The organism is Halopseudomonas oceani (assembly GCF_002903165.1).
Classification (GTDB): domain Bacteria; phylum Pseudomonadota; class Gammaproteobacteria; order Pseudomonadales; family Pseudomonadaceae; genus Halopseudomonas; species Halopseudomonas oceani.
The window spans coordinates 56,937-81,286 of sequence record NZ_PPSK01000007.1; the positions used below are offsets into that span (position 1 = coordinate 56,937).

General features: G+C 59.4%; 22 protein-coding genes. 12 read left to right on the forward strand and 10 right to left on the reverse strand.

Features of this window, described 5'->3' with window-relative positions:
• Positions 1-84: 84 nt before the first annotated feature.
• The 8 genes from hisC to pyrF all read left to right on the forward strand — a co-directional run bounded on the left by hisC (position 85) and on the right by pyrF (position 8,903).
• Positions 85-1,197, forward strand: a complete 1,113-nt coding sequence (gene hisC / locus C1949_RS09205) for a histidinol-phosphate transaminase (RefSeq protein WP_104738187.1) — start codon at positions 85-87, stop codon at positions 1,195-1,197.
• A complete protein-coding gene (locus C1949_RS09210) occupies positions 1,190-3,433 on the forward strand; it encodes a bifunctional prephenate dehydrogenase/3-phosphoshikimate 1-carboxyvinyltransferase (protein ID WP_229744395.1) in 2,244 nt (747 codons plus the stop codon). Before hisC ends, C1949_RS09210 begins: the two co-directional genes overlap by 8 nt.
• A complete protein-coding gene (gene cmk, locus C1949_RS09215; protein WP_104738296.1) occupies positions 3,433-4,122 on the forward strand; it encodes a (d)CMP kinase in 690 nt (229 codons plus the stop codon). The genes C1949_RS09210 and cmk overlap by 1 nt, the downstream gene beginning before the upstream one ends.
• A gap of 155 nt (positions 4,123-4,277) precedes the next feature.
• The gene (gene rpsA / locus C1949_RS09220) at positions 4,278-5,960 is read left to right on the forward strand and encodes a 30S ribosomal protein S1 (RefSeq protein ID WP_104738189.1); all 1,683 of its coding nucleotides are present in this window, start codon (positions 4,278-4,280) and stop codon (positions 5,958-5,960) included.
• A 372-nt stretch (positions 5,961-6,332) separates the two neighbouring features.
• Positions 6,333-6,626, forward strand: a complete 294-nt coding sequence (gene ihfB, locus C1949_RS09225; protein WP_088273773.1) for an integration host factor subunit beta — start codon at positions 6,333-6,335, stop codon at positions 6,624-6,626.
• Positions 6,627-6,713: 87 nt separating this feature from the next.
• Positions 6,714-6,995, forward strand: coding sequence for a lipopolysaccharide assembly protein LapA domain-containing protein (locus C1949_RS09230; RefSeq protein WP_170063041.1), 282 nt, complete (start codon positions 6,714-6,716; stop codon positions 6,993-6,995).
• 4 nt (positions 6,996-6,999) lie between these two features.
• Positions 7,000-8,169, forward strand: coding sequence for a lipopolysaccharide assembly protein LapB (lapB, locus tag C1949_RS09235; RefSeq protein ID WP_104738191.1), 1,170 nt, complete (start codon positions 7,000-7,002; stop codon positions 8,167-8,169).
• Between the two features lie 38 nt (positions 8,170-8,207).
• The gene (gene pyrF, locus C1949_RS09240) at positions 8,208-8,903 is read left to right on the forward strand and encodes an orotidine-5'-phosphate decarboxylase (RefSeq protein ID WP_104738192.1); all 696 of its coding nucleotides are present in this window, start codon (positions 8,208-8,210) and stop codon (positions 8,901-8,903) included.
• A 52-nt stretch (positions 8,904-8,955) separates the two neighbouring features.
• Here the strand turns inward: pyrF and C1949_RS09245 are convergent, their stop codons facing one another.
• From C1949_RS09245 to C1949_RS09265, 5 genes are all read right to left on the reverse strand, one after another.
• Entirely contained in the window at positions 8,956-10,011 is a 1,056-nt protein-coding gene (locus tag C1949_RS09245; RefSeq protein ID WP_104738193.1) for an NAD(P)-dependent alcohol dehydrogenase, read from the reverse strand.
• A 123-nt stretch (positions 10,012-10,134) separates the two neighbouring features.
• The gene (gene bfr / locus C1949_RS09250) at positions 10,135-10,602 is read right to left on the reverse strand and encodes a bacterioferritin (RefSeq protein ID WP_104738194.1); all 468 of its coding nucleotides are present in this window, start codon (positions 10,600-10,602) and stop codon (positions 10,135-10,137) included.
• A 120-nt stretch (positions 10,603-10,722) separates the two neighbouring features.
• Positions 10,723-10,932: a bacterioferritin-associated ferredoxin gene (locus tag C1949_RS09255; RefSeq protein ID WP_104738195.1), complete on the reverse strand. Its 210-nt coding sequence runs from the start codon at positions 10,930-10,932 to the stop codon at positions 10,723-10,725.
• A 183-nt stretch (positions 10,933-11,115) separates the two neighbouring features.
• Entirely contained in the window at positions 11,116-11,583 is a 468-nt protein-coding gene (locus C1949_RS09260) for an anti-virulence regulator CigR family protein (RefSeq protein WP_229744393.1), read from the reverse strand.
• 11 nt (positions 11,584-11,594) lie between these two features.
• On the reverse strand, positions 11,595-12,824 hold the full coding sequence (locus C1949_RS09265; RefSeq protein WP_104738196.1) for a YbfB/YjiJ family MFS transporter: 1,230 nt from the start codon (positions 12,822-12,824) through the stop codon (positions 11,595-11,597).
• 358 nt (positions 12,825-13,182) lie between these two features.
• Here C1949_RS09265 and C1949_RS09270 point away from each other — a divergent pair, with 358 nt between their 5' ends.
• Together C1949_RS09270 and C1949_RS09275 are read left to right on the forward strand one after the other, a co-directional pair.
• Entirely contained in the window at positions 13,183-14,634 is a 1,452-nt protein-coding gene (locus tag C1949_RS09270) for an MFS transporter (protein ID WP_104738197.1), read from the forward strand.
• A gap of 141 nt (positions 14,635-14,775) precedes the next feature.
• Complete coding sequence (locus C1949_RS09275; protein ID WP_104738198.1) at positions 14,776-16,653, forward strand: MFS transporter; 1,878 nt, start codon at positions 14,776-14,778, stop codon at positions 16,651-16,653.
• 133 nt (positions 16,654-16,786) lie between these two features.
• Here C1949_RS09275 and C1949_RS09280 read toward each other — a convergent pair whose 3' ends face one another.
• The 3 genes from C1949_RS09280 to msrB form a co-directional block, all read right to left on the reverse strand.
• Positions 16,787-17,266, reverse strand: coding sequence for an FKBP-type peptidyl-prolyl cis-trans isomerase (locus C1949_RS09280; RefSeq protein WP_104738199.1), 480 nt, complete (start codon positions 17,264-17,266; stop codon positions 16,787-16,789).
• A gap of 74 nt (positions 17,267-17,340) precedes the next feature.
• A complete protein-coding gene (gene msrA / locus C1949_RS09285; protein ID WP_104738200.1) occupies positions 17,341-17,943 on the reverse strand; it encodes a peptide-methionine (S)-S-oxide reductase MsrA in 603 nt (200 codons plus the stop codon).
• Positions 17,940-18,461, reverse strand: coding sequence for a peptide-methionine (R)-S-oxide reductase MsrB (gene msrB / locus C1949_RS09290; RefSeq protein WP_104738201.1), 522 nt, complete (start codon positions 18,459-18,461; stop codon positions 17,940-17,942). Before msrB ends, msrA begins: the two co-directional genes overlap by 4 nt.
• 179 nt (positions 18,462-18,640) lie before the next feature.
• On the opposite strand from msrB, the gene C1949_RS09295 reads away from it, so the two are divergent.
• Positions 18,641-19,873: a serine hydrolase domain-containing protein gene (locus tag C1949_RS09295; protein ID WP_170063042.1), complete on the forward strand. Its 1,233-nt coding sequence runs from the start codon at positions 18,641-18,643 to the stop codon at positions 19,871-19,873.
• An 86-nt stretch (positions 19,874-19,959) separates the two neighbouring features.
• Here the strand turns inward: C1949_RS09295 and C1949_RS09300 are convergent, their stop codons facing one another.
• Both C1949_RS09300 and argF read right to left on the reverse strand, forming a co-directional pair.
• Positions 19,960-21,066, reverse strand: a complete 1,107-nt coding sequence (locus tag C1949_RS09300) for an ABC transporter ATP-binding protein (protein WP_104738203.1) — start codon at positions 21,064-21,066, stop codon at positions 19,960-19,962.
• 6 nt (positions 21,067-21,072) lie between these two features.
• Positions 21,073-21,978 (reverse strand): ornithine carbamoyltransferase, encoded by a 906-nt coding sequence (argF, locus tag C1949_RS09305; RefSeq protein ID WP_104738204.1) that lies wholly within the window; start codon positions 21,976-21,978, stop codon positions 21,073-21,075.
• 264 nt (positions 21,979-22,242) lie between these two features.
• Here argF and C1949_RS09310 point away from each other — a divergent pair, with 264 nt between their 5' ends.
• On the forward strand, positions 22,243-24,336 hold the full coding sequence (locus C1949_RS09310) for a molybdopterin oxidoreductase family protein (protein ID WP_104738298.1): 2,094 nt from the start codon (positions 22,243-22,245) through the stop codon (positions 24,334-24,336).
• Positions 24,337-24,350: the final 14 nt, after the last annotated feature.

Here is a 24,350-nt window from a genome sequence, read left to right on the forward strand (position 1 = left end):
GCGACGAGCTGCAAGCCGCAAGCTGCAAGCAACTGCGGCTTGGCGTGACTTGGAGCTTGCCGCTTGTAGCTTGAGGCTTGTGTTATGAGTTGTGATTTTCTTGGCCTGGCGCGTCCAGGCGTGCAGAAGCTGTCCCCTTACGTGCCGGGCAAGCCGGTGGAAGAGCTGGCGCGTGAGTTTGGTCTGCGCCCGCAGGATATCGTCAAGCTGGCCAGTAACGAGAACCCGCTTGGCCCGAGCCCGGCCGTCCGTGATGCTATTGCTGCCGCTTTGCCGGAGCTGACCCGCTATCCCGATGGCAACGGCTTTGCGCTCAAGCAGGCGCTGGCCGCAAAGCTGGGCGTGGATACCGCTGGTATCACCCTTGGCAACGGCTCGAACGACATTCTTGAACTGGTCACCCGCGCCTTTGTCGGGCCCGAGCATGAGGTGGTGTTCAGCGATCACGCGTTCGCGGTCTACCCGATTGTCACTCAGGCGGTGGGTGCCAAGGCAGTACCAGTGCCGGCAAAGGACTGGGGGCATGATCTGGATGCCATGGCGGCAGCGATAACGCCGGCTACCCGCATCGTTTTTATTGCCAATCCGAACAACCCAACCGGTACCTGGATTGAGCGTGATGCACTGGAAGCGTTTCTGGATCGCGTCCCCGAGAACGTGATCGTGGTGCTGGACGAGGCCTACACCGAGTACGTTGAAACCGACGACGTGCCCAACGGCGTCGATTATCTGGCCCGCTACGGTAACCTGCTGGTCTCGCGTACCTTTTCCAAGGCCTACGGTCTGGCAGCGCTGCGGGTGGGCTACGGCCTGTCCGCGCCGGCGATTGCCGATGCGCTGAATCGGGTGCGTCAGCCATTCAACGTCAACAGCCTTGCGCTGGCTGCTGCGTTGGCTGCGTTGGAAGACGAGGCCTATCTGATTGAAAGTCGCCGCATCAACCGTCAGGGCATGCAGCAACTGGAGGATGGTTGCCTGGCCATGGGGCTGAGCTGGATCCCGTCGCGGGGCAATTTCCTGGCCATTGATCTCGGGCGTGAAGCCGCTCCGGTATTCCAGGGGCTGCTGCGTGAGGGCGTGATCGTGCGCCCGGTTGCCAATTACGGCATGCCAAATCACCTGCGGGTGACCATCGGCCTACCGGCAGAGAACCAGCGTTTTCTGGATGCTCTCAAGCAGGTGCTGGCGCGTGCCTAGTGTAATCGCGTTGTCACAGGGGGCGCCGAAAATCGGTCGTCTTGCGGTTATTGGTCTGGGTCTGATTGGTGGCTCCTTTGCCAAGGGTATGCGCGAGAGCGGTCTGTGCGCCGAGGTGGTCGGCTGTGATCTTGACCCGGTGGCGCGTCGCCAGGCGGTGCCGCTAGGTGTCGTCGATAAGGCCACTGCCGATCTGGCTGAGGCCGTTGCCGGTGCTGACCTGATCATGCTCGCTGTTCCCGTACTCGGCATGCGCGCGGTGCTGGCCCAGTTGGCTGCGATGGATCTCGGTCAGTCGGTAATGACCGATGTGGGAAGTACCAAGGGTGCGGTTGCGCTGGCGGTAGAAGAGGTTTTTGGACAGGTGCCGGCCAACTTCGTGCCGGGGCATCCGATCGCCGGTTCAGAGAAAAGTGGTGTTGAAGCGGCGCGTGCAGACCTGTTTCGCCATCATAAGGTTATTTTGACGCCGCTCGAGCAGACCGCAAAAGACGCTGTTGAGCGGGTTCGACAGTGCTGGCAGGCGCTGGGCGCCGATGTGGAGCAAATGTCACTGGCCGACCATGACGAAGTCCTGGCAGCCACCAGTCATTTGCCGCATTTGCTGGCCTTTTCGCTGGTCGACACCCTGGCATCGCGTAACGAGAATCTTGAAATTTTCCGTTATGCGGCCGGTGGTTTCCGGGACTTTACCCGCATTGCCGCAAGCGATCCGGTGATGTGGCGCGATGTGTTTCTGGCTAACCGGGATGCGGTCTTGCGCAGCCTGGATGCCTTTACCCAGGATCTGGGTCGATTGCGTGAGGCGGTGGAAACCCGCGACGCCAATACGCTGCTCGGTGTGTTTACCCGAGCCAAATCGGCACGAGAGCATTTCAGTACTATTCTGGCCCGCAGGGCCTACATGGAACCTATGCAGACTAACGAATTCAATTTCATCGCGCGCCCTGGCGGGCAGGTGACCGGGCGCATTCGCGTGCCGGGCGACAAATCCATCTCCCATCGCTCCATCATGCTTGGCTCGCTGGCCGAGGGAGTAACCGAGGTAGAAGGTTTCCTCGAAGGTGAAGACAGCCTGGCAACCCTGCAGGCGTTCCGTGACATGGGGGTCGTCATCGAAGGTCCACATCATGGTCGGGTCACCATCAATGGTGTTGGCTTGCACGGCCTCAAGTCTCCGCCGGGTTCGCTGTATCTGGGTAACTCCGGTACCTCCATGCGCCTGCTGTCGGGGCTGCTTGCTGGTCAGGAGTTCGACACTGTGCTCACCGGTGATGCGTCTCTGTCCAAGCGTCCGATGGGGCGGGTGGCCAAGCCGCTGCGTGAGATGGGTGCCCAGATTGAAACCGGTGACGAAGGCCGTCCGCCGCTGCGCATCAAGGGCGGCAGTCGCATGATGGGCATGGATTATCAGATGCCGATGGCCAGTGCGCAGGTCAAATCCTGCATCCTGCTCGCCGGTTTGTATGCCTCCGGCACGACTTCCGTGAGCGAGCCGGCACCGACTCGCGATCACACCGAGCGCATGCTCAAGGGCTTCGGCTATCCGGTCAAGGTGGATGGCGACACGGTTACCATCGAGTCTGGCCACACCCTGACCGCCTGCCGTATCGACGTGCCGGCCGACATTTCCTCCGCGGCATTCTTTATGGTCGCCGCCAGCATCTGTGAAGGTGCTGATCTGACTCTGGAACATGTCGGCATCAACCCGACGCGTATCGGTATCATCAATATCCTGCGTGAGATGGGTGGCAATCTGGAACTGCTGAACGAGCGCGAAGTCGGGGGCGAGCCGGTTGCGGACATCCGTGTTCGCTATGCGCCACTCAAGGGAATCGACATTCCGGTGGATCAGGTGCCGCTGGCCATTGATGAATTCCCGGTGCTGTTTGTTGCTGCCGCCTGCGCCGAAGGGCGCACCATTCTGCGTGATGCAGAAGAGCTGCGGGTCAAGGAATCTGATCGTATTCAGGTTATGGCTGATGGCCTGCAGGCGCTGGGCGTCAAGGCCGAGCCGACACCGGACGGCATTGTCATCGACGGCGGTCCGATTGGCGGCGGCACTGTTGAAAGCCACGGTGACCACCGCATCGCCATGTCGTTCTCGGTTGCTGCGCTGCGTGCCACTGGTGACATTCATATTAAAGACTGCGCCAACGTGGCAACGTCGTTCCCGGGCTTTGTCGAACTGGCGCAGTCGGTCGGCATGAAAGTCCAACTGGAGGAAAACGCGTGATTGATCAACAGGCCCCCGTCATTACCATCGACGGCCCCGGCGGCTCAGGCAAGGGGACCATTGCCGGTCTGCTAGCCCGTCGGCTGGGCTGGAACCTGCTCGACTCGGGGGCGCTGTATCGTCTGCTGGCATTTGCCGCCCGCAATCATGGGGTTGATCTGACCAACGAAGCGGCGCTTGAGGCGTTGGCTGCGCATCTGGATGTGCAGTTTGTCGCCGCTGAAGACGGTCGCGAGCAGCAGATAATTTTGGAAGGCGAAGACGTCAGTCGGGCTATTCGTACCGAAGCGGTTGGTGCTGGTGCCTCTCAGGTTGCGGCGCTGCCGGCCGTCCGCGATGCGCTGCTGCAGCGCCAGCGCGCATTCCGTGAAAAGCCCGGTCTGGTTGCCGACGGGCGTGACATGGGGACGGTGGTATTCGCCGATGCCCAGTTGAAGGTGTATCTGACGGCCAGCGCGCAGGAACGCGCGTCACGTCGTCACCGGCAGTTGCTCGAAAAGGGCGAAACTGCTAATCTGGCGAGTCTTCTAGATGAGATCGTCGCGCGTGACGAGCGAGATATGAATCGCAGCGTTGCTCCGCTCAAGCCAGCGGAGGATGCCGTTCAGATCGACTCCACGCAGATGGGCATCGAAGAAGTACTTGAAACAGTTCATGCGATGGCGCGCGAGCGTGATCTGCTGGGCTGATCAGTCTGTACTTTCCGGTCAACCAGCGTCACCGGAAAGAACATTGAGATAATCAACCCACGCAAGCTGGTGGCGTGGCGGGACAGTAGCTGCAAAGCGCGCTTTAAAACGGCTCTGCGGTAGCTGCCCTAAAATACTTACTTACAGGATTCCAAATGAGCGAAAGCTTTGCCGAACTTTTTGAAGAAAGCCTAAAAACCCTTGATATGGAGCCGGGCTCCATCATCACTGGTATCGTTGTGGACATCGACTCCGACTGGGTCACCGTTCACGCCGGTCTGAAATCAGAGGGTGTCATCCCGCGCGATCAGTTCCTGGACGAGCAGGGCGAACTGACCATCGAAGTGGGTGATGAGGTACACGTTGCACTGGATGCCGTTGAAGACGGTTTCGGTGAAACTAAACTGTCCCGCGAAAAGGCCAAGCGCGCCGAATCGTGGAAAGTCCTCGAAGCTGCTTTCGCTGCAGAAGAAGTCGTCAAGGGCGTCATCAACGGCAAGGTCAAAGGTGGCTTTACCGTCGACGTCAACACCATCCGTGCGTTCCTGCCGGGCTCGCTGGTTGACGTACGTCCCGTACGTGACACCACCCACCTGGAAAACAAGGAACTGGAATTCAAGGTCATCAAACTGGACCAGAAGCGCAACAACGTTGTCGTTTCCCGTCGTGCAGTTCTGGAAGCCGAGAACTCCGCCGAGCGCGAAGCCCTGCTGGAAACCCTGCAGGAAGGTCAAGTCGTCAAGGGTATCGTCAAGAACCTCACCGATTACGGTGCGTTCGTCGACCTGGGCGGCGTCGATGGCCTGCTGCACATCACCGACATGGCGTGGAAGCGTATCAAGCATCCGTCCGAGATCGTCAACGTTGGTGACGAGATTGACGTCAAGGTCCTGAAGTTCGACCGTGAGCGCAACCGCGTTTCCCTGGGTCTGAAGCAACTGGGTGAAGATCCGTGGGTCGCCATCACCGGTCGCTATCCGGAAGGTACTCGCGTTACCGCCAAGGTCACCAATCTGACTGACTACGGCTGCTTCGCTGAGCTGGAAGAAGGCGTTGAAGGTCTGGTTCACGTATCCGAAATGGATTGGACCAACAAGAACATCCACCCGTCCAAGGTCGTACAGGTCGGCGACGAAGTGGAAGTTATGGTTCTGGACATCGACGAAGACCGTCGTCGTATCTCCCTGGGCATCAAGCAGTGCAAGATGAACCCGTGGGAAGAGTTCTCCAGCAAGTTCAACAAGGGCGACAAGATCTCCGGTTCCATCAAGTCCATCACCGACTTCGGTATCTTCATCGGCCTGGACGGCGGCATCGACGGTCTGGTTCACCTGTCGGACATCTCCTGGAACGAAGCAGGCGAAGAAGCTGTCCGTCGCTTCAAGAAAGGCGACGAGATTGAGACTGTCATCCTGTCTGTTGATCCGGAGCGTGAGCGCATCTCCCTGGGCGTCAAGCAACTGGAAGATGATCCGTTCTCCAACTTCGTTTCTCTGAACGAGAAGGGCAGCATCATCACCGGTACCGTCAAGGAAGTTGACGCCAAGGGCGCTGTAATCACCCTGGCCGATGACATCGAAGGCACTCTGAAAGCCTCCGAAATCAGCCGTGACCGTATCGAAGATGCTCGCAACGTCCTGAACGTTGGCGATGAAGTCGAAGCCAAGATCATTGGTGTTGACCGTAAGAGCCGCGTCATCAGCCTGTCCATCAAGGCGAAAGACGTTGAAGACGAGAAAGAAGCCATGCAGGATCTGCGTAAGCAGGAAATGCTGGCCGCTGGTCCGACCACCATTGGTGATCTGATCAAGCAGCAGATGGAAGGCAAGGGCAACTAAGCCTATCCAGCTGTAAAAAAAGGGCGACTTCGGTCGCCCTTTTTTGTGCCTGTTCGCTGGGCGGGGCGGGCACAGCTGCAAGCTTCAAGCCCTAAGCTGCAAGTAAAACCTGTGGGGGTGCCAGTTGCTCGGATTCTCTGAGGATTATGAATACGTGACAAGGCTTATAGAAAAGACTTGATAGCCTGGCAAGGCAACGCATCCTGATTACGCTTGCGGCTTGCGGCTTGCGGCTTGCGGCTTGCGGCTTGCGGCTTGCGGCTTGCGGCTGCGAAGCGCGCAAGCGCTTCGCTTAACAGGCTGTTCAAACCTAGTCAAGCATGGTAAAACCTTATAAAACGAGTCTACTCGCTTGATAAGAAAGGGAAAACCATGACCAAGTCGGAGTTGATCGAGCGCATTGTCGAACAGCAGGGGCAGTTGTCGGCAAAAGATGTTGAGTTGGCAATCAAAACGATGCTGGAGCATATGTCGCAGGCGCTGGCGACCGGTGAGCGTATTGAGATTCGCGGCTTCGGCAGTTTCTCGCTGCATTACCGGGCACCTCGTGTCGGTCGTAACCCCAAGACTGGCGACTCGGTTGAGCTGGACGGCAAGTTCGTGCCGCACTTCAAGCCGGGGAAGGAGTTGCGTGATCGGGTGAACGAGTCACTCGAAAACGCCTGATCCCATACCTCGCCATCGATACCCTGGGTTATACTTCGCAGACACTCAACGGATGCGGAGTCGTCTCACATGCTGTGGTTAAAGCGCGTGTTGCTGATCCTGGTTTTCCTGCTGGTAGCACTGGCGACCATGGATTTCATGCTGGAAAATCAGCAAACCACCTCACTGCAGTTTCTTGAAATGCAGTCTCCTGCCTGGCCTCTCTCCATATATATCGTGCTGGCGTTCATTCTTGGCAGTGTTCTCGGCGTCTTCGTAGGCTGGCTTATCACCACGCGTCTGCGTTTGAAATTGATGGTTCAGAGCAATGAGTTGAACCGTTATCGCAAGGAAATTGACAAGCTGCGCACCCAGGCTGTTAAAGGCTGATCTCATGCAGGAACTGATGTTCCTGGGCCTGTTTGTACTGGCCCTTGCCATAGGCTGGTTCCTGGGTCGCAGGGAGGCGATCAAGGTCGGCTTCATGCTGAAACCCCATGGCAGCGCCCTGGATCGCCAGTACTTTATCGGCCTGAACTATCTCTTGAACGAGCAGCCGGATGAGGCGATTGAAACCTTCATTCGTGCCCTAGAGGTCAACCCGGAAACCGTCGAAACGCATATTGCGATTGGTAAGCTGTTCTGCCAGCGCGGTGATGTCGAGCGAGCGATCAAGGTGCATCAGAATTTGCTTGCACGTCCGAATTTGACTGCTCCCCAGGCTGATCGTGTTCAACTGGAGCTGGCCAGAGACTATCTTGCTGTTGGCATGCATCAGCGGGCAGAGCGGTTGCTCGAAGAGCTGGCTGGTTCCAGTTCGTCGCTGCGGGCAGAAGCGCTGGTTGATCTGGTGACAGTGTACGAGCAGCAGCACGAGTGGCAGCGGGCAATCGAAATCGGCCGCCGTCTGTTGCGCGAACAGCCCCGGTTCGCGGTGACGCTCGCGCACTATTACTGTGAAATGGCTGTCGCGGCGCTGGCTCAGCGTGAGCTGAACCAGGCGCGCAGTTGGCTGGAGGCTGCGCTCAGGGTCGATGATCACTGCGTTCGGGCACTTATTTTGCTAGCCGAGCTTGAGGAGCATGCGGGTAATCAGAAGGCATTACCTGCATTATTGCACCGGATTGCCAATAATTCGCCGGACTTTGTGCCAGAGGTGCTAGCGTTGGCTGAGCGCTGTGCGGATAATGGCGCGCTGAATTTGGCTGACTATCTCGACCAGGCGCTTGGGCGTGCGAATCCGCCGCCAGTCAAGATACTGCTGGCCAGGGCGCAACATATGCGTCGCGAGCTTGGCAGTGAGGTTGCCGAGCAGTTTCTGCTGAAGCACCTTCAGCAGCAGCCCTCGTTAGCCGGCGTGCTGGGATTGCTCAAATTGGGCGACGAAGGTGCCAGTGAAACAGTGGTATCAGCTCCCCGACGGTTGCTGGAAACGCTTCAGCGCAGTCGTCCGCAATATCGCTGTGAGCACTGTGGGTTTACCGGTAACAAAGTCTACTGGCAATGCCCCAGCTGCCAGGGATGGTCTACCGTCAAGCCGCTGAAAGGCCATGAGCTGACCTGAGGTCCGCTTGAAACGTTTTTGTTAACAGGATGCATTTTATGCCTACTACCAGCCCCATTATTGTCGCCCTTGATTTTCCCGAGGTGAACGCCGCGTTGGAATTGGCCCAGGCGCTGGATCCCGGGAAATGCCGCGTGAAGGTAGGCAAGGAGCTGTTTACCAGTGCCGGGCCAGCTGTTGTCGAGTCGCTTCAGAACAAGGGGTTTGAAGTTTTTCTGGACCTCAAGTTTCACGATATTCCCAATACCACTGCCAGTGCCGTACGTGCTGCCGCAGAGTTGGGCGTATGGATGGTCAATGTGCACGCGAGCGGAGGGCGCCGGATGATGGAGGCCTGCCGCGATATACTCGAGCGCCGTGGTGGTAAACGGCCGTTGCTGACAGCCGTGACGATTTTGACCAGCCTGGAGCATGAAGACCTGCAGGAGGTTGGCGTCGACATTGAGCCGATGGTTCAGGTTCAGCGGCTGGCTCGACTGACTCAGGATTGCGGCCTTGATGGTGTGGTGTGTTCTGCCCGTGAAGCCAAGGCATTGCGCGGGGCGCTGGGCGACGACTTTCTGCTGGTGACGCCGGGTATTCGCCTGGCAGACAGCGCCGCTGACGATCAGAAGCGCATCGTGACGCCGGCTCAGGCGATGGAAAACGGGAGCAGTTATTTGGTCGTTGGTCGGCCGATCACCCGCGCCGATCACCCGTGCGCGGCACTGGATGGTATTCTCGCGACGCTCTGATTCGGGCGAGAGGAAAGAAAAGGCCGGGTAGATCCCCGGCCTTTTTTGCGTTTCAGGGTGTAATCGCAACCTTTAGCACGCCATCACGTTGGTGACTGAACAGCTCGTATGCCTCAACGATGTCGTCAAGGGCGAAGCGGTGGGTGACCATTGGTGTCAGGTCGACGCGGCCAGAGGCCACGACTGCCATCAGGCGGCGCATGCGTTCCTTGCCGCCAGGACACAGGGTAGTGATGATCTTGTGGTCGCCCAAGCCTGCGGCGATGGCATCAAGCGGCATGGAGAGCTTCCCTGAATAGACGCCAAGGCTTGAGAGTGTGCCTCCCGGTTTCAGCGCGCGCAGGCAGGACTCAAAGGTTTGTTGTGTGCCCAGAGCCTCAATAGCCACGTCGACCCCGGCTCCTCCGGTGATTTCCTGTATGCGCAGTAACGGGTCTTCGTCGCGGAAGTTGATGGTAATGTCGGCACCGAGTCTGCGGGCCACGTCCAGTCGTTCAGGGACGCCATCCACTACGATGATGCGGGTGGCGCCCATCAGCTTGGCGCCCGCCGTAGCACAGAGGCCGATCGGGCCCTGGGCAAACACCACTACGGTATCGCCGATCCGAATGTGACCGCTTTCAGCGCCGCCAAAGCCGGTGCTCATAATGTCTGGGCACATCAATACCTGCTCATCGTCCAGCCCATCGGGAATTGGCGTAAGGTTGGCCTGGGCATTGGGAATGCGAACGTACTCTGCCTGACAGCCGTCGATGCTGTTGCCTAATTGCCAGCCCCCCATGGCTTGTCCACCGCACTGGCTTGAGTGGCCGTCCAGGCAGGGATGGCACTGACCGCACGGGGTAATCGCGCCTGCTATGACCCGTTGGCCGACCTCGTAGCCGGTAACGGCGCTACCCAGCTTTTCAATGATGCCGACGGGCTCATGGCCGACAATCAACCCCGGCTTTACCGGATACTCGCCTTTTAGGATGTGTACGTCGGTGCCGCAGATGGTCGTTGTGGTAACGCGAAGCAAAGCGTCAGTCGGGCCAATCTGGGGAATGGGGCGGTGCTGTAGCTCAATGCGTCCGGGTTCGACGAACACGGCCGCGCGCATGTTGCTCATGACTCCTCCTGAACCTGGCAGTGAGGTGAAGTCCTAACGATAGCGCAATGGGTGGGGGATACGTTGACCGGGGTCAAGGGGAGGCGGCACCTCTGGATACCAAGGGTGCCGCTGCAAGGACAATCAGCTGATTTGCGACTGCTGGTAATTTTCCAGGCCGACGGCTTCGATCAGGCTCAGCTGGGTTTCCAGCCAGTCAACATGCTCTTCTTCTGCCTCCAGGATGTCTTCGCAGACCTCCCGGCTACCGTAGTCACCCGCCGTCTCGCAGAAGGCAATTGCTTCTTTCAGGGCGGGGAGGGCCTGCATTTGCAGTTTGAGATCGCAGTCGAGGATTTCCTTGGTGTTTTCCCCGATCTTCAGCTTGCCGAGATCCTGCAGATTGGGAAGGCCTTCAAGGAAGAGAATGCGTTTGATCAGCCGATCAGCGTGCTTCATCACGTGAATTGACTCGTGATATTCCTTGTCGCCCAGTTTTTCCAGGCCCCAGTCCTGCAGCATACGTGCGTGCAGAAAGTACTGATTAATTGCAATCAGTTCGAAACTGAGCACGGTATTCAGGTGCTGGATGACTTTCTTATCGCCTTTCATAGCGCTGCCCTCTGGACTGTTCAGTCGCCAAGTTTGGGCTGCTGCTATCGGCTTGTCAAATCTAAGTATTTGAAAAGAAAAGAGTTAAAAATGATTATCAGGCGATAATGAGAGTCGCCATCAAGCGGCGACGAATTGACCTGCGGCCATGCCAGCTGAGGCCTGGGAGGTGAGCGTTTCACTCAGTAGTGACTTGCAATCGCGCGCACACTTGCCGCATTGGGTGCCTACGTCCAGATCGTTGCGCAGATCGCGCATCGAGCAGGCACCGCCAGCGATGGCGTCCTTAATCTGGTTGTCGGTTACACCTTTGCAGAGACAAACGTACATACAATCGCTCCTGAACAGCCTTGGCTGACAATAGGTGCATGCTAATTCGAATGAGAATGATTGTCAAAGGAAATAGCATCAATCTATCTGTACGATTGATGGCGTGGCAGTGGGTTCCGGTCGACGCAAGCGTGCAAGCCGGATGGCCAGGAAGGGCGGGCCGAGTGGCCCGCCTGTGACGGGTCAGTCGAGGACGTTGTAGATGATGGATTCAATGATCCCGGTAGTGATATTGGCGAGTACCACATCATCGTCGATCTGGCGCCACTCGTAGCCGTCGTAATGGGGCAGGCGGCTCTCCAGGCGCGGGTCCAGCTGCCTGGCAATGCCCGGTGGCAGCGGTTTGCCGCGCGCCAGGTTCTTGCGAATGCCGGGCGGCAGGCTGTCACCGCGCTGTACCAGGTCGCGGTGGTCGCGGAAGATACGGCGGATCAGATCTTCTTCAATTCGATCATAGGGACGGACGTCGCGGTCGCGACCCCGTTCCTCATACCGGCTTCGGTCACGATCATGATCATCGCGATAGTCGTTCTGATGCGACGAGTGACCGTTGTTGCCGTTGCCGTGCTCGTCCTGCCTGGCCTGAGACGGGCTGGCAATCACCATTGCCAGCAGGCCGGCAACGAGTAGGGGAGTTGTCTGCAGGCGCATGGACCTGTCCTTTATGCAATGTTGGTCTTTATTGGAGCCTGGCTTGCGTCGTGGGTTCCTGATTGTCCGCCTGCGGACGGTGTGCGCCAGGTCCAGAACAGGCTCCATACCAGCGCGCCGGCGCCGAGCCACAGCGTTTCCGGCAAGGTGCCACCGCGGTTCAGCCATTCGTGGGCAAGCCAGGGGCCGATCAGTTGCGTAACGCTGTAGAGTGCGATCAGTGCTGCGGACAGCCTCGGGCCCTGGTGTGGTTGTAGATTGCGGCCTAACCGCTGAGTTAGCAGCACCGCGCCAAGGAAGCTGCTACCCATCAGCAGTGAGCACAGCACAACGCCCCACACGCCGGACAACAGCAGAGCAGAAACGACGCTGGCCAGTTGCAGCGCATAGTTGAGCAACAATGCGCGCTGATCGCCAAAGCGTTGTCCCAGGTGGTTCCATAGCCACGCGGCGGGCAGGGTCGTGCATGCGACGATCAGCCAGCTCTGATGCACCATCGGGTGGGCGTTGCCGAGTTGAATGCTGGCAATCATTGGCAGGAAGGTCATCGGCAGGATGTAGCCCAGTCCGGCGCCAGCGTAGGCCCAGAACAGCGGGCGAGTCTGTTTATCCAGCAGTGGCGAGTGGCGGCCTGCCTGAGGGCTGGCGTGCGTGCGCCGTGTCGCTTCTGTCTCTAGCCGCAGCATGACCCAGCCGCCCCAGGCTGCCAGCGGCAGACTGAGCAGAGCCGCGGGCCACCAACGCTCTGCCGCTGTCAGGCTCAGCCCGGGCGGATTGGCCAGCAGGCCAGAAATCAGCAGCCCTGCGCCTACCCCCAGATAAATCAGGCCGCTTAGATTGATGCGTTGGCGGGCAGCCAGCCACTCCATCACCAGCGCTGGCACCATGACAAATACCAGACCATTGCTAATACCGTTCGCCAGCCGCAGAGCGGTGATGCTGGGCAGGTCGTTGGTTAGGCTCAGGCCAATCAGCGAGAGGCAATGTACCGCCAGTGCCAGCGGTACGCTCCGATGAATCTGCGAGGGACGATGCCAGCGAATGGCAATCAGTGCCCCCAGCAGGTAGCCAATGTAGTTCCAGGTTGCCAGTGATGCGCCTTGCCCGGTGCTGAACTGTCCATCACTGACCAGCAGAGGCAGCAGCGGGGTAAAGATGAACCTGCCGAGGCCATGAACAACCAGCAGCAGAGCTGCGGCAGCAAGCACGGCTTGCTGAGTGGATGGTGCGCGGCTCGGCATCGGCCAGTCTCCCGTTCAGTCGCTGAAGCACCTGGTGCCCTGCGGTTGTTGGCAGCGCCATCATCGCGGCGAATAGGGGGTATATCCATCGCTGATGCGCTACTAAAGATAGCCCCTGTTCTTCTGCAGGCCTTGTGATTCCTGCACTCCGGCCTGTCGGGTGCGGCCGGAGCATACCAGCGGCTGAAACATATTGCATGAAGTTGGGTTCGCCGGACGGGACTGAGAGTAGTGCGGTGGGATTACTCTGCGGTATAGAGTATACAAACGTACACGGCCATTTCCGCGATGTCCGGTATGCACGAGAAGACAAATATAAGAAAGCGAGCCTTGCTCGTACGATTCTCTGGAGAGTGGTATGTCGCAGTCCAATAGCGATGCAAATGGCGTTCTGAAGCGCTCAACGATTTTGCTCCACGGGTCCATCGGCATGCCGTTGGCCATCATCGGCTACCCTCTGGTGGTCTACCTTCCCCCGTTTTATGCCCAGGAAGTGGGCTTGAATATGGCGCTGATGGCGCTGGTGCTGGTCATCGCCCGACTATCTGACGTTGTCACTGACCCGCTGATCGGGACTCTGAGCGATCGCTGGCGCACGCGCTTTGGTCGTCGCAAGCCCTGGCTGGTGATGGGGGTGCCGCTGATGCTGGCGGGAACGGTGATGATCTTTATGCCACCGGACGGGACGGGGATTGGTCATCTGCTGTTGTGGACGGTGCTGATGTACCTGGGCTGGACCATGGTGACCCTGCCGTATGGCGCGTGGGGGGCAGAGCTGTCCAACCAGTACCACCAGCGCAGTCGTGTGGTGGCTTCCCGCGAGGGGTTTGTGCTGATCGGGCTGTTTCTGGCGGCGCTGGCACCGGCGCTGGTGCAGGCGTTGGGCGCGCGTTATCAGGCGGGTCAAACCGACGGTTGGCTGATGGAGACAGCGGTATTGCTGTTCGGCAAGGATGGTCAGCTGGGTATCGGCTACGGTCCGATTCTCGCCGTCATGGCCTGGATGCTGCTGATTCTGTTGCCGCTGACCGTGTTCTGGGTGGTGGGGGCGGTCAAGGAAGCGCCGCCGCAATCGGCTGAGCGGACTGACTGGAAGAAAGGGCTGCGGGTCATGAAGAACAACGGCCCATTCAAGCGGATGATTCTGATGCTGCTGGTGGTGGTTACTGGCGAGGCGTTCCGCAACGCGCTGTCAGTGTTTTTCATGCAGCACGTCATTCAGATCCAGGGCCAGATTGGTCTGATGTATCTGTTGTATTTCGGCATCGGTATTCTCGGCATTCCGTTCTGGCTGCATGTGGGCAAACGCATTGGCAAGCACCGCGCATTCTGTGCTGCGCTGGCCATCTCCAGCACCAGTATCCTCGGCATGTTTTTCCTTGGGGCTGGGCAGCTGTTGCCCTTTGCCGTGCTGTTTGCGATCAAGGGCTTCTGTTTTGCCGCATTCCAGTTTTTGCCGCTGTCGATGCTGGCCGATATTGTCGACCTGGATACCGCTCGTAGCCGGGAGCATCGCACTGGTCTGTTCTTCGCCATCAGTGGCATGGCGCAGAAAGCGGCGATGGCGTTGGGCCTGGGTTTGTCGCTTGGTCTACTGTCGCTGGTCGGCTTTGATGCCAAGGCGGTTGAACACAGCGCCGAGCAGCTGTTGTCGCTTCGGGTGCTCTATATTCTGGGGCCGGTGCTGCTGTACATGACGGCGTTTGTCATTGCCTGGCGCTATCCGTTGACGGCGGAGCGGCAAGAGCGCATCCACGGTTGGGTGGTGCGTCGCGAAGCCCGCCTGAGTGTTACTGCCGCGTCGCGCTGAGCTGCGTTATTACCGATTTTGTCGGCACATTCCGCGCGCGGATGTGCCGACATTGGGTATGCTGGCGTCCTGAATAGGATCCGGGTGGTCATTTTATATCACCCGATACGCCGCAAATCTGATCGGAAGGATCGCAAGATCATGTCGGAACACTCGCAGTTTCGTTTGCTCGGCAGCAAACGTTTTCTCCCTTTCTTCATCAGCCAGTTGCTTGGTGCCTTTAACGACAACCTGTTTAAACAGGCGCTGATTCTGGCGATCCTGTTCAAGCTCAGCTTCAATACCGACCGCGATCTGCTGATCAATCTCAGTGCCTTGCTGTTTATCCTGCCGTTCTTTCTGTTTTCGGCGCTGGGCGGGCAGTTTGGCGAGAAATTCGACAAGGACATGCTGATCCGGCGTATCAAGCTGGGCGAGGTCGGCATCATGCTGCTGGGGGCGCTTGGCCTCTGGCTCGGTAGTCTGCCGCTGTTGCTGGTGGTGCTATTCGCGATGGGCACGCAGTCGGCGCTGTTCGGTCCGGTCAAGTATTCGATCCTGCCGCAGGCGCTGGCAGAGGACGAACTGGTCGGCGGCAATGCGCTGGTCGAGATGGGCACTTTTCTGGCGATTCTGGGCGGTACACTCTGCGCAGGCATCCTGATGGCTTCTGGGGGCTGGGCCGCGCTGGTGGGTGGTTCGGTGGTTCTGGTGGCCATTGGTGGCTATCTGGCGGCGTGCCGAATCCCTGCGGCCAGCGCCGGCCTGCCGAACCTGGCCATTGACTGGAACATCTTCCGTCAGTCCTGGGCCATTCTGCGGTTGGGTCTGAAAGAGCAGGTTCCCTCGGTATCGCGCTCGATTCTCGGCAACTCCTGGTTCTGGTTCCTCGGCGCAACCTATCTGACGCAGATCCCCGGTTTTGCCAAGGACTACCTGCACGGTGATGAAAGCGTGGTGACGCTGATTCTGACCGTCTTCTCGGTCGGTATCGCGCTGGGCTCGGTGCTGTGCGAACGGTTGTCCGGGCACAAGGTCGAGATTGGTCTGGTGCCGTTCGGCTCGTTTGGGTTGAGCGTCTTCGGCCTGCTTATCTGGAGCATGTCAGGCAGCATTGCCGTCGGCGCTTCACCCTACGACTGGATAGAATTGCTCAAGCAGCCGGGCGCCTGGGGCGTGATGGGCAGTATTCTCGGGTTGGGTGTGTTTGGTGGCTTCTACATCGTGCCGCTGTATGCGCTGATTCAGTCGCGCAGTCATGAGGACGAGCGCGCACGCGTTATCGCCGCCAACAATATTCTCAACGCGTTGTTGATGGTGTGCTCGGCGATTCTCGCGATCGTCATGCTCAGTGTGCTGGAGCTGTCGATCCCGACCCTGTTCCTGACCATTTCGCTGCTTAACCTGCTGGTCAACGGCTACATCTTCAAGGTGGTGCCCGAGTTCAGCATGCGCTTTCTCATCTGGCTGCTGGGCCACTCCATGTACCGGGTTGAGCACCGTAATCTGGAAGCGATTCCGGATGAGGGAGCCTGTGTGCTGGTCTGCAACCACGTGTCGTTTGTGGACGCATTGCTGATTGGCGGCGCAGTGCGCCGCCCCGTACGCTTTGTCATGTATTACAAGATTTACCAACTGCCGGTGCTCAACTTTGTTTTCCGCACCGCCGGTACGGTCCCGATTGCTGGTCGTCAGGAAGACGAGGCGGTGTATGAGGCCGCCTTCAAGCGTATTTCCGAGTATCTGCGGGCGGGCGAGGTAGTCTGTATCTTCCCGGAGGGCAAGCTGACCGCTGATGGCGAGATGGATGCGTTTCGTGCCGGTATCACGCGTATTCTGGAAAACGACCCGGTACCGGTCATCCCGATGGCATTGCAGGGGTTGTGGGGCAGCTTCTTCAGCCGTGACCCTAACAAGGGGTTCTTCCGCCGCTTCTGGTCACGGGTCGGGTTGGTCGCAGGCGAGCCGGTGGCGCCGGAAGCTGCCCTGCCGGACAGCCTGCATCAGCAGGTGCTGACGCTGCGCGGTGATCGCCGCTGAATCTGTTAGCTATTAAAGCTAGGCCAGTGTAGGGACGCAGCATGCTGCGTCCGGCTTGACTGCCGCACTTGGTTGATAACTCACCATGCGGCTGAGCAGCGGACGCGACATGTCGCGTCCCTGCGGCTGGTGATCAGTGGTTGTGGCCACCCACGCCGTGGGCGTGACCGTGAGCCAGCTCTTCCTCGGTTGCCGCGCGCACGTCGAGGATTTCGACGTTGAAGGTCAGCTCGCGGCCTGCGAGCGGGTGATTGGTATCAACCACTACCTGCGACAATCCCGGCTTGACCACCACAACCTGGCGCGGGCCTTGCTCGGTCTGCAGCACGGCGATCATGCCCGGCTTCCACTTTTTGGCACCTTGCAGGTACTTGGCCTGCACTTTTTGCAGGGCGTTCTCGTGCGGCTGGCCGTAAGCCTTTTCCGGCGGGATGGTGACGGTGAAACTCTCGCCAGCGCTGCGACCTTCCATGGCTTCCACCAGACCATCGATCAGGCCCGCCTGACCATGCAGGTAGAGCACCGGTTCGTGCTCGCGAGAGGATTCAATCGGGCCATCCGCATCGGACAGGTCGTAGTGAAACTGGACAACGGTTTTCTCGGCAATCTGCATGGTTCAATCCGTTTGGGTTGAGTGATCAAAGGCCGCCATTATCCAGACTCGCGCAGCATATTTCCATCCGCGGTTCAGTCGCCCCAGAGTTCCTCCAGGCGCGCATCACGGCCGCAGGTGGTGCGGTAGAAGTTATAGCGCAGCGGATTCTTGTGGTAGTAGTCCTGGTGGTACTCCTCGGCGGGGTAGAAGGGCTGACGCGGCAGAATCAGAGTCGCTATCGGCTGCTCGAAGCGGCCGGACCGCTCCAGCGCATCGCGCGACGCTTCCAGCAGCGCTTTTTGCTCGTCATTGGCGTAGTACATCGCACTGCGGTACTGCATGCCGTGGTCGCAGAACTGTGCATTCGGGGTGATTGGGTCAATGGTTTTCCAGAACGCTTCAACCAGTGTTGCGTAGCTGGTTTTGCTCGGGTCGAAGAACACCGCCACCGATTCGATATGGCCGGTCCCGCCAGCAGACACTTGTTGGTAGCTGGCGCTGCTGGCATCGCCGCCGGTGTAGCCTGAAATGGTCTCGACGACGCCCGGCATCTTGTCGAAATCCGACTCGGTGCACCAGAAACAGCCCCCTGAGAACACCGCCATTTCCGTGCCGGCAGGCCCTTCGGTAATCGCCTCATTGGCAAAACTGACCGGCGCAATCAGCAGCAGACCAAGCAGTATTGAGCGGATCATGCGTCACCTCGCAGGGCCGGCATTGGCTCGCCGGCGGCAATGAACTTAAGCGCCACACCGTTGTTGCACCAGCGCTCGCCGCGCGGTGGCGGACCGTCGTTGAAGACGTGGCCCTGATGCCCGCCGCAGCGCCCGCAGTGGTACTCGGTGCGCGGCCAGATCAGTGCGTAATCCTGTTTGGTGCCCATGTGGCCGGCAATCGGCTGGGTGAAGCTGGGCCAGCCGGTTCCGCTGTCAAACTTGTGTTCGGATGAGAACAGCGGCAGATGGCAAGCGGCGCAGACATAGGTGCCGTCCTCGTACAGCTTGTCCAACGGGCTGCTGCGTGGACGTTCAGTATCTTCCTCGAACAGAACCTTCCAGGCGGCCTCCGAGACCTTGTCGTGCCAGTAGTCCGGGTCGGTATTCAGCGCTTGCACTGTCGATTCATGGAAGGCATCGGCAGCCTGGACGTTGGTGGTCAACAGGGGCAATGCCGGTGCGGCCAGCAGGCCGGAAAGCAGGGTGCGGCGTTTCATGGTCGTTCCTGTTCTGTGAGTTCAGCTATCTGACGCCTGACAGGGGCATTTGTTACATCGAGCCTGAATGATCATTCGAAGTGATTGTGGCTGAGACAGCTTGGCGTTTTGTCCCGGGCCGGATAGGCTATTTAAGCCAATCACATTAACAGGGTAGAACAATAATGATCGGTTCCCGAATGCGTACATGGCTGGTAGGCGCCTTGCTTACCAGCGGCCTGGTTGCTGGCAGCTGGGCAGACAGTACACCGCACGCCTTTACCCAACAACGGCTCGATGCTTTTGGCGCAGCCATGGCGCAGGAAGTTCAGCAGGGCCGCATCGCTGGTATTGCAACGCTGGTCTACCAGAACGGTGAGGTGGTACAGCGTGCCCAATACGGATTTGCCGACCGGGAGCAGAACAAGCCACTGACGTCTGACAGCCTGTACAAGATTTTCTCGTTGACCAAGCTGGTGACCGGCACCGCGCTGCTGACACTCTACGACGAGGGGCGTTTTGAACTGGATGATCCCGTTGGCAAGTATATCCCCGAGCTGCAGAACCTCCGGGTTGCGGTTGCCGACGGGCCCGATGGGATGCCCGAGACCGAGCCGGCAGCGCACCCGGTAACCATTCGCGAACTGATGACCCACACAGGTGGCTTCACCTACGGCCGCTTCGGCAATACCCAGGTCGATCAGCTGTACGTCAAGGCGGATATTCAGAACCGCGACTCCACCTTTGCTGACATGATGGCCAGGCTGCAGCACATTCCGTTGCTATATCAACCGGGCACCGTATGGAATTACAGCATCTCGGTCGATATCCAGGCCTATCTGGTTGAGGTGCTGTCGGGTAAGTCGTTTGACGCCTATCTGCAAGAGCGCCTGTTCGACCCGCTGAAGATGGTCGATACCGACTTTTATGCGCCGGCGGATAAGGCCGAGCGCTTGGCACTGTCCTACAAGCCACAGGAAGATGGCTCACTCGCGCCCCTGCCAAATACACCGTTCCTCAGCAAGCCGCGGTTTCTCAATGGCGGCGGCGGGCTGATCTCGTCGATGGACGACTACCTGCGGTTCGCGCGCATGTTGCTGGCCGGTGGTGAGCTGGACGGGGTGCGGATTCTCAAGCCGGAAACGGTTGAGTTGATGCGTCAGAACCAGCTGCCGGAAGGTGTGGACAATATTGGCCCGTTCTTTCCCGGTAACCAGTTTGGCCTGAACGTGGCGGTGGTCAACGACTCGCCCGCTGCGGGTTACTTGCCCGAAGGCACGTTCTGGTGGTGGGGGATTCAAGGCGCGTGGTGCTGGATTGATCCGAATAACCAAGCGATTGTGATCGGCATGATGCAGAACACCGACTATCGCCTGTCACGGATGATTCACGGCAAGGCAAGTCGTGCGCTTTACGGGCCATTGGAGCCCTGATCCGGGGCTCCAATGGCCAGGTGTGGCGAGTGCGGGCACGGCATGCCGTGCCCCTGCGCTAGGGTAGGGCGACCGTAGCGAAACGGTCAGGCAGAGCGACCGGTATCCAGTACCTGCTCCAGTGGCAGCTGGGCGTGCAGATTGACGCTGCCCTGGGCAGGAAACACCACCAGGTGCTCCGCTGCAACCCGCAGCCCGACCTCGTCGCCGGGCTGATGATCGGCGTGGCTTGGAAACAGGGCTTCCAGCTGGGTGCCGGTCTGCAGTTGCATGCGGTAGAGGATGGTCGCGCCCTGGAAGGTACGATCAATAACCCTCGCACGCAGCTCACTGTGAGCGTCTCCCACCAGGTCATCCGGCCGCAACAGCACATCGACCGCGCCGCCGACGGGCAACTGATAGGCGCGATTACCGTGAATCACTCCCAGCTCGGTCTGCACGGTGTCGCTGGAGAGCAGTTGCCCACGAATGAAGTAGCCCTGACCGATGAAGCTGGCAACAAAGGGCGTCGCCGGTTCGTGGTAGAGGTTATACGGGGTGTCCCACTGCTGCAGCTGGCCGTCCTTCAGCACGCCGACGTGATCGCACACGGCGAAGGCCTCGGCCTGGTCATGGGTCACCAGCATGGCGCTGATACCGCGTGACTTGAGGATGTCGCGCACTTCAGCCGAGAGCCGGCGGCGCAGTTCACCATCGAGATTGGAGAAGGGTTCATCCAGCAACAGCAAACGCGGGTTGGGAGCCATGGCCCGAGCCAGCGCGACACGTTGCTGTTGACCGCCGGACAGCTCATGCGGGTAGCGCGAGCCCAGCTTGTCCAGCTTGACCAGAGCGAGCAGCTCTTCAACGAGCCGTTTACGCTCCGGGCTCTTGTGAATACCAAAGCCCACATTCTCGGCGACGGTCAGATGCGGGAACAGTGCATAGTCCTGAAATACCATGCCAATCTGCCGCTGCTCGGGGGCAATGCGCAGGGTTGGGGTGCTCAGGGCCTTGCCGTCGAGCAGGATTTCGCCGCCGGTAATGGGTTCAAATCCGGCGATAGCGCGCAGGGTCGTGGTTTTACCGCAACCGGAGGGGCCCAGCAGACAGCCGATGTCGCCTTCGCGCAGACGAATGTTCAGGTCGTTGACGATCAGCTGCTGGCCGTAGCTGCATTTGAGGTTGTTCAGCTCTAGTACCGGGCTGGACATACCGTCTCACTCAACCAGCAGGAATTCGACCAGCGCCTTTTGAGCGTGCAGGCGGTTTTCGGCCTGATCCCAGACAACGCTGCGCGGATCGTCCATCAACTCGGCGCTGACTTCTTCGCCACGGTGGGCCGGCAGGCAGTGCATGAATAATACGGACTCATCGGCCGCATCGAGCATGGCCGGGGTGACCTGATAGGGCGCGAACTGCTTCAGGCGCGCCTCTGCTTCGTCTTCCTGGCCCATGGACGCCCAGACATCGGTATTGACCAGATGGGCGCCGGCAACGGCTTCCATCGGATCGCGCATCACGGTTACGCGGTCACCGGCCTGTTCGAGGAACTGCGCCGACGGCTCATAGCCTTCCGGGCAGGCGACGCGAAGCTGGAAGTCAAACTGGATGGCAGCCTGAATAAAGGTGTTGCACATGTTGTTGCCATCGCCAATCCAGGCCACGGTTTTGCCCTTGATCGGGCCGCGGTGCTCCAGATAGGTCTGCATGTCGGCGAGCAACTGGCAAGGATGCAGGTCGTCGCTCAGACCATTGATGATCGGCACCTTGGAGTACTGGGCAAAGGTTTCTAGTGTCTCGTGGGCGAAGGTGCGGATCATGATCGCATCGCACATGCTGGACAGCACACGGGCACTGTCTTCGATCGGCTCGCCACGGCCCAACTGGGTGTCACGCGGAGACAGGAAGATGGCCTGGCCACCCAGATGAATCATGCCGGCTTCGAAGGAGACGCGGGTACGGGTAGAGGCCTTTTCGAAGATCATCCCCAGTACGCGGTTTTTCAGCGGCTCGTACACCACGCCCTGGCGATGCAGTGACTTGAGTTCGATGCCACGTTTGATCAGGCCAATGAGTTCTGCTTCGGAGCAGTCCATCAGCGATAGAAAGTGCCGTGTAGTCATATGTGTACTACCTGAGTTACCTCGGCCGCCCGGCGACCGGAAACAGTGACCCGTACCACGACCTGACGGCCTGGTATCAGCCACAGCAAATAAAGAGAAGCGGGGATCTTATAGGGAAATTCCGGGCAAAGGCAAATAAAGCGGTCTGCGCGGCAGATTCAGTGGCTGAATAGACCCGTATTCTGCCGCGTGCAGCGCGGTGGCGAGCCAGCCGCAACAGCCCCTAGAATGGGTGATCATAATAATACCTGCCTGGTGAATGACATGTCCGTGACGCACTACCGCGCCTGCCACCTGTGCGAGGCCATCTGCGGCCTGGCGATTGAGACCGAAGGTGACCGCATTCTCTCAATCAAGGGTGACCCGCAAGACCCTTTCAGCCGCGGCCACATCTGCCCGAAGGCGATTGCCCTGCAGGATATTCAGGATGATCCGCAGCGCCTGCGCCAGCCGATGAAGCGGGTTGACGAGGGCTGGGAAGAGATCAGCTGGGACGAGGCGTTTGCACTGGTGACAGAGCGTCTGGCGGCGATCCAGCAAAAGCATGGCAATAACGCCGTGGGCGTCTATATGGGCAACCCGAATGTGCATAACTACGGCTCCATGACCCATGGCAACTACTTCCTGGGGCAACTGCACACCCGCCAGCGCTACTCGGCCACCTCGGTTGATCAACTGCCGCACCATCTGGTGTCGCTCTGGCTCTATGGCCACATGTTGATGATCCCGATCCCGGATATTGACCACACCGATTACTTCCTGATGCTCGGCGCGAACCCGCTGGCCTCCAATGGCAGCATCATGACCGTGCCAGACGTGACCAAGCGCATCAAGGCGCTGCAAGGGCGGGGTGGCAAGCTGGTGGTGGTCGATCCGCGCCGCAGCGAAACGGCTGCCATTGCCAGTGAGCACCTGTTCATTCAGCCGGGTACCGACGTTGCCTTGCTGCTTGGCTTGCTCAACACCCTGTTCAGCGAGCAGTTGACCCGCCAGAGCCCGGTGCTGGAAAGCACTGCCGGGCTGGCAGAGGTGCGCGATGCGGTTGCCGAGTTCACCGCCGAGCGGATGGCTCCGGCGTGCGGCATTCCAGCCGAGCAGATCCGCCAGTTGGCACGAGACTTTGCTGGCGCCGAGCGCGCGGTCTGCTATGGCCGCATGGGCGTGTCGGTACAGCGTTACGGCACCCTCTGCCAGTGGCTGATTCAGGTCATCAACCTGGTCACCGGCAATGTGGATGTGCCCGGCGGTTCACTGTTTCCGGAGCCTGCGTTTGAGGTGGCATCGGCCCGGCGCCCCGGCCATTTCGACAAGTGGCGCTCGCGGGTCTCCGGGCTGCCGGAATTCAATGGCGAGCTGCCGGTCGCCGCGCTGGCCGAGGAAATTCTGACTCCGGGCGAGGGGCAGATACGCGCGTTGGTCACCTCGGCGGGCAACCCTGTGCTGTCCACGCCCAACGGTCGTCAGCTTGATGCAGCGCTGGAGGGTCTGGAGTTCATGGTCAGCGTGGACCTCTATATCAATGAAACCACCCGCCACGCCGACGTCATTCTGCCGCCCACCGCATCACTGGAACACGATCACTACGACATCACCTTCAACAACTTCGCTGTGCGCAACGTCACCCGCTATAACCAGCCGGTGTTGAGCAAGCCCGAGGGCGCGCTGCACGACTGGGAGATTTTTGTCGGTCTTGGCAAGGCGTTTGCCGCTGCGACCGGGCAGCCGGCGCGGCCGACACAGCCACCCCATGAACTGGTCGATATGGCGGTGCGTGCCGGCCCCTATGGCGACCGCCTGTCGCTGGATGTACTCAAGGAAAACCCGCACGGTATCGATCTTGGCCCGCTGCAGCCCAACCTGTTGCGCCGAATTCAGACCGAGAGCTGGCGCATTGAACTGGCTCAGCCCGCCATGCTGCAGGATCTGCAGCGGGTTGCCGCCGAGCTGGCAGAACTGGCACCCGCCGCTGGTGAATTGCGCCTGATCGGCCGTCGTCATGTGCGCAGCAATAACTCCTGGATGCACAACTATCAGCGTTTGGTGAAGGGTAAGCCGCGTGACCAGTTGCTGATGCATCCGGACGACCTGACCGCGCGCAATCTGCAGGATGGGCAGCAGGTGACCGTGCGCTCGCGGGTGGGCGAGGTGCAGGTGGCGGTCTGCGCCAGTGATGAAATGGCACCGGGCGTGGTTAGTCTGCCCCACGGTTGGGGGCACAACCGGCCCGGTATTCAAATGGATATTGCCGAGCAGCATGCGGGTGTCAGCGTCAACGACCTGACCGATGAGCGCTTCCTCGATCCGGTGACCGGTAATGCCGCGCTCAACGGTCTGCGGGTTGAGGTGGTGGCAGCATAAGCGGGCGCTTTGCT

Coding starts and splice junctions, on each gene's coding strand:
- C1949_RS09310 (WP_104738298.1), top strand. CDS start 22,243: ATGTCCGTGACGCACTACCGCGCCTGCCACCTGTGCGAGGCCATCTGC.
- argF (WP_104738204.1), bottom strand. CDS start 21,978: ATGACTACACGGCACTTTCTATCGCTGATGGACTGCTCCGAAGCAGAA.
- rpsA (WP_104738189.1), top strand. CDS start 4,278: ATGAGCGAAAGCTTTGCCGAACTTTTTGAAGAAAGCCTAAAAACCCTT.
- msrB (WP_104738201.1), bottom strand. CDS start 18,461: ATGAAACGCCGCACCCTGCTTTCCGGCCTGCTGGCCGCACCGGCATTG.
- pyrF (WP_104738192.1), top strand. CDS start 8,208: ATGCCTACTACCAGCCCCATTATTGTCGCCCTTGATTTTCCCGAGGTG.
- hisC (WP_104738187.1), top strand. CDS start 85: ATGAGTTGTGATTTTCTTGGCCTGGCGCGTCCAGGCGTGCAGAAGCTG.
- C1949_RS09255 (WP_104738195.1), bottom strand. CDS start 10,932: ATGTACGTTTGTCTCTGCAAAGGTGTAACCGACAACCAGATTAAGGAC.
- C1949_RS09265 (WP_104738196.1), bottom strand. CDS start 12,824: ATGCCGAGCCGCGCACCATCCACTCAGCAAGCCGTGCTTGCTGCCGCA.
- lapB (WP_104738191.1), top strand. CDS start 7,000: ATGCAGGAACTGATGTTCCTGGGCCTGTTTGTACTGGCCCTTGCCATA.
- C1949_RS09300 (WP_104738203.1), bottom strand. CDS start 21,066: ATGTCCAGCCCGGTACTAGAGCTGAACAACCTCAAATGCAGCTACGGC.
- C1949_RS09245 (WP_104738193.1), bottom strand. CDS start 10,011: ATGAGCAACATGCGCGCGGCCGTGTTCGTCGAACCCGGACGCATTGAG.
- C1949_RS09275 (WP_104738198.1), top strand. CDS start 14,776: ATGTCGGAACACTCGCAGTTTCGTTTGCTCGGCAGCAAACGTTTTCTC.
- C1949_RS09270 (WP_104738197.1), top strand. CDS start 13,183: ATGTCGCAGTCCAATAGCGATGCAAATGGCGTTCTGAAGCGCTCAACG.
- bfr (WP_104738194.1), bottom strand. CDS start 10,602: ATGAAAGGCGATAAGAAAGTCATCCAGCACCTGAATACCGTGCTCAGT.
- C1949_RS09295 (WP_170063042.1), top strand. CDS start 18,641: ATGCGTACATGGCTGGTAGGCGCCTTGCTTACCAGCGGCCTGGTTGCT.
- msrA (WP_104738200.1), bottom strand. CDS start 17,943: ATGATCCGCTCAATACTGCTTGGTCTGCTGCTGATTGCGCCGGTCAGT.
- ihfB (WP_088273773.1), top strand. CDS start 6,333: ATGACCAAGTCGGAGTTGATCGAGCGCATTGTCGAACAGCAGGGGCAG.
- C1949_RS09280 (WP_104738199.1), bottom strand. CDS start 17,266: ATGCAGATTGCCGAGAAAACCGTTGTCCAGTTTCACTACGACCTGTCC.
- C1949_RS09260 (WP_229744393.1), bottom strand. CDS start 11,583: ATGCGCCTGCAGACAACTCCCCTACTCGTTGCCGGCCTGCTGGCAATG.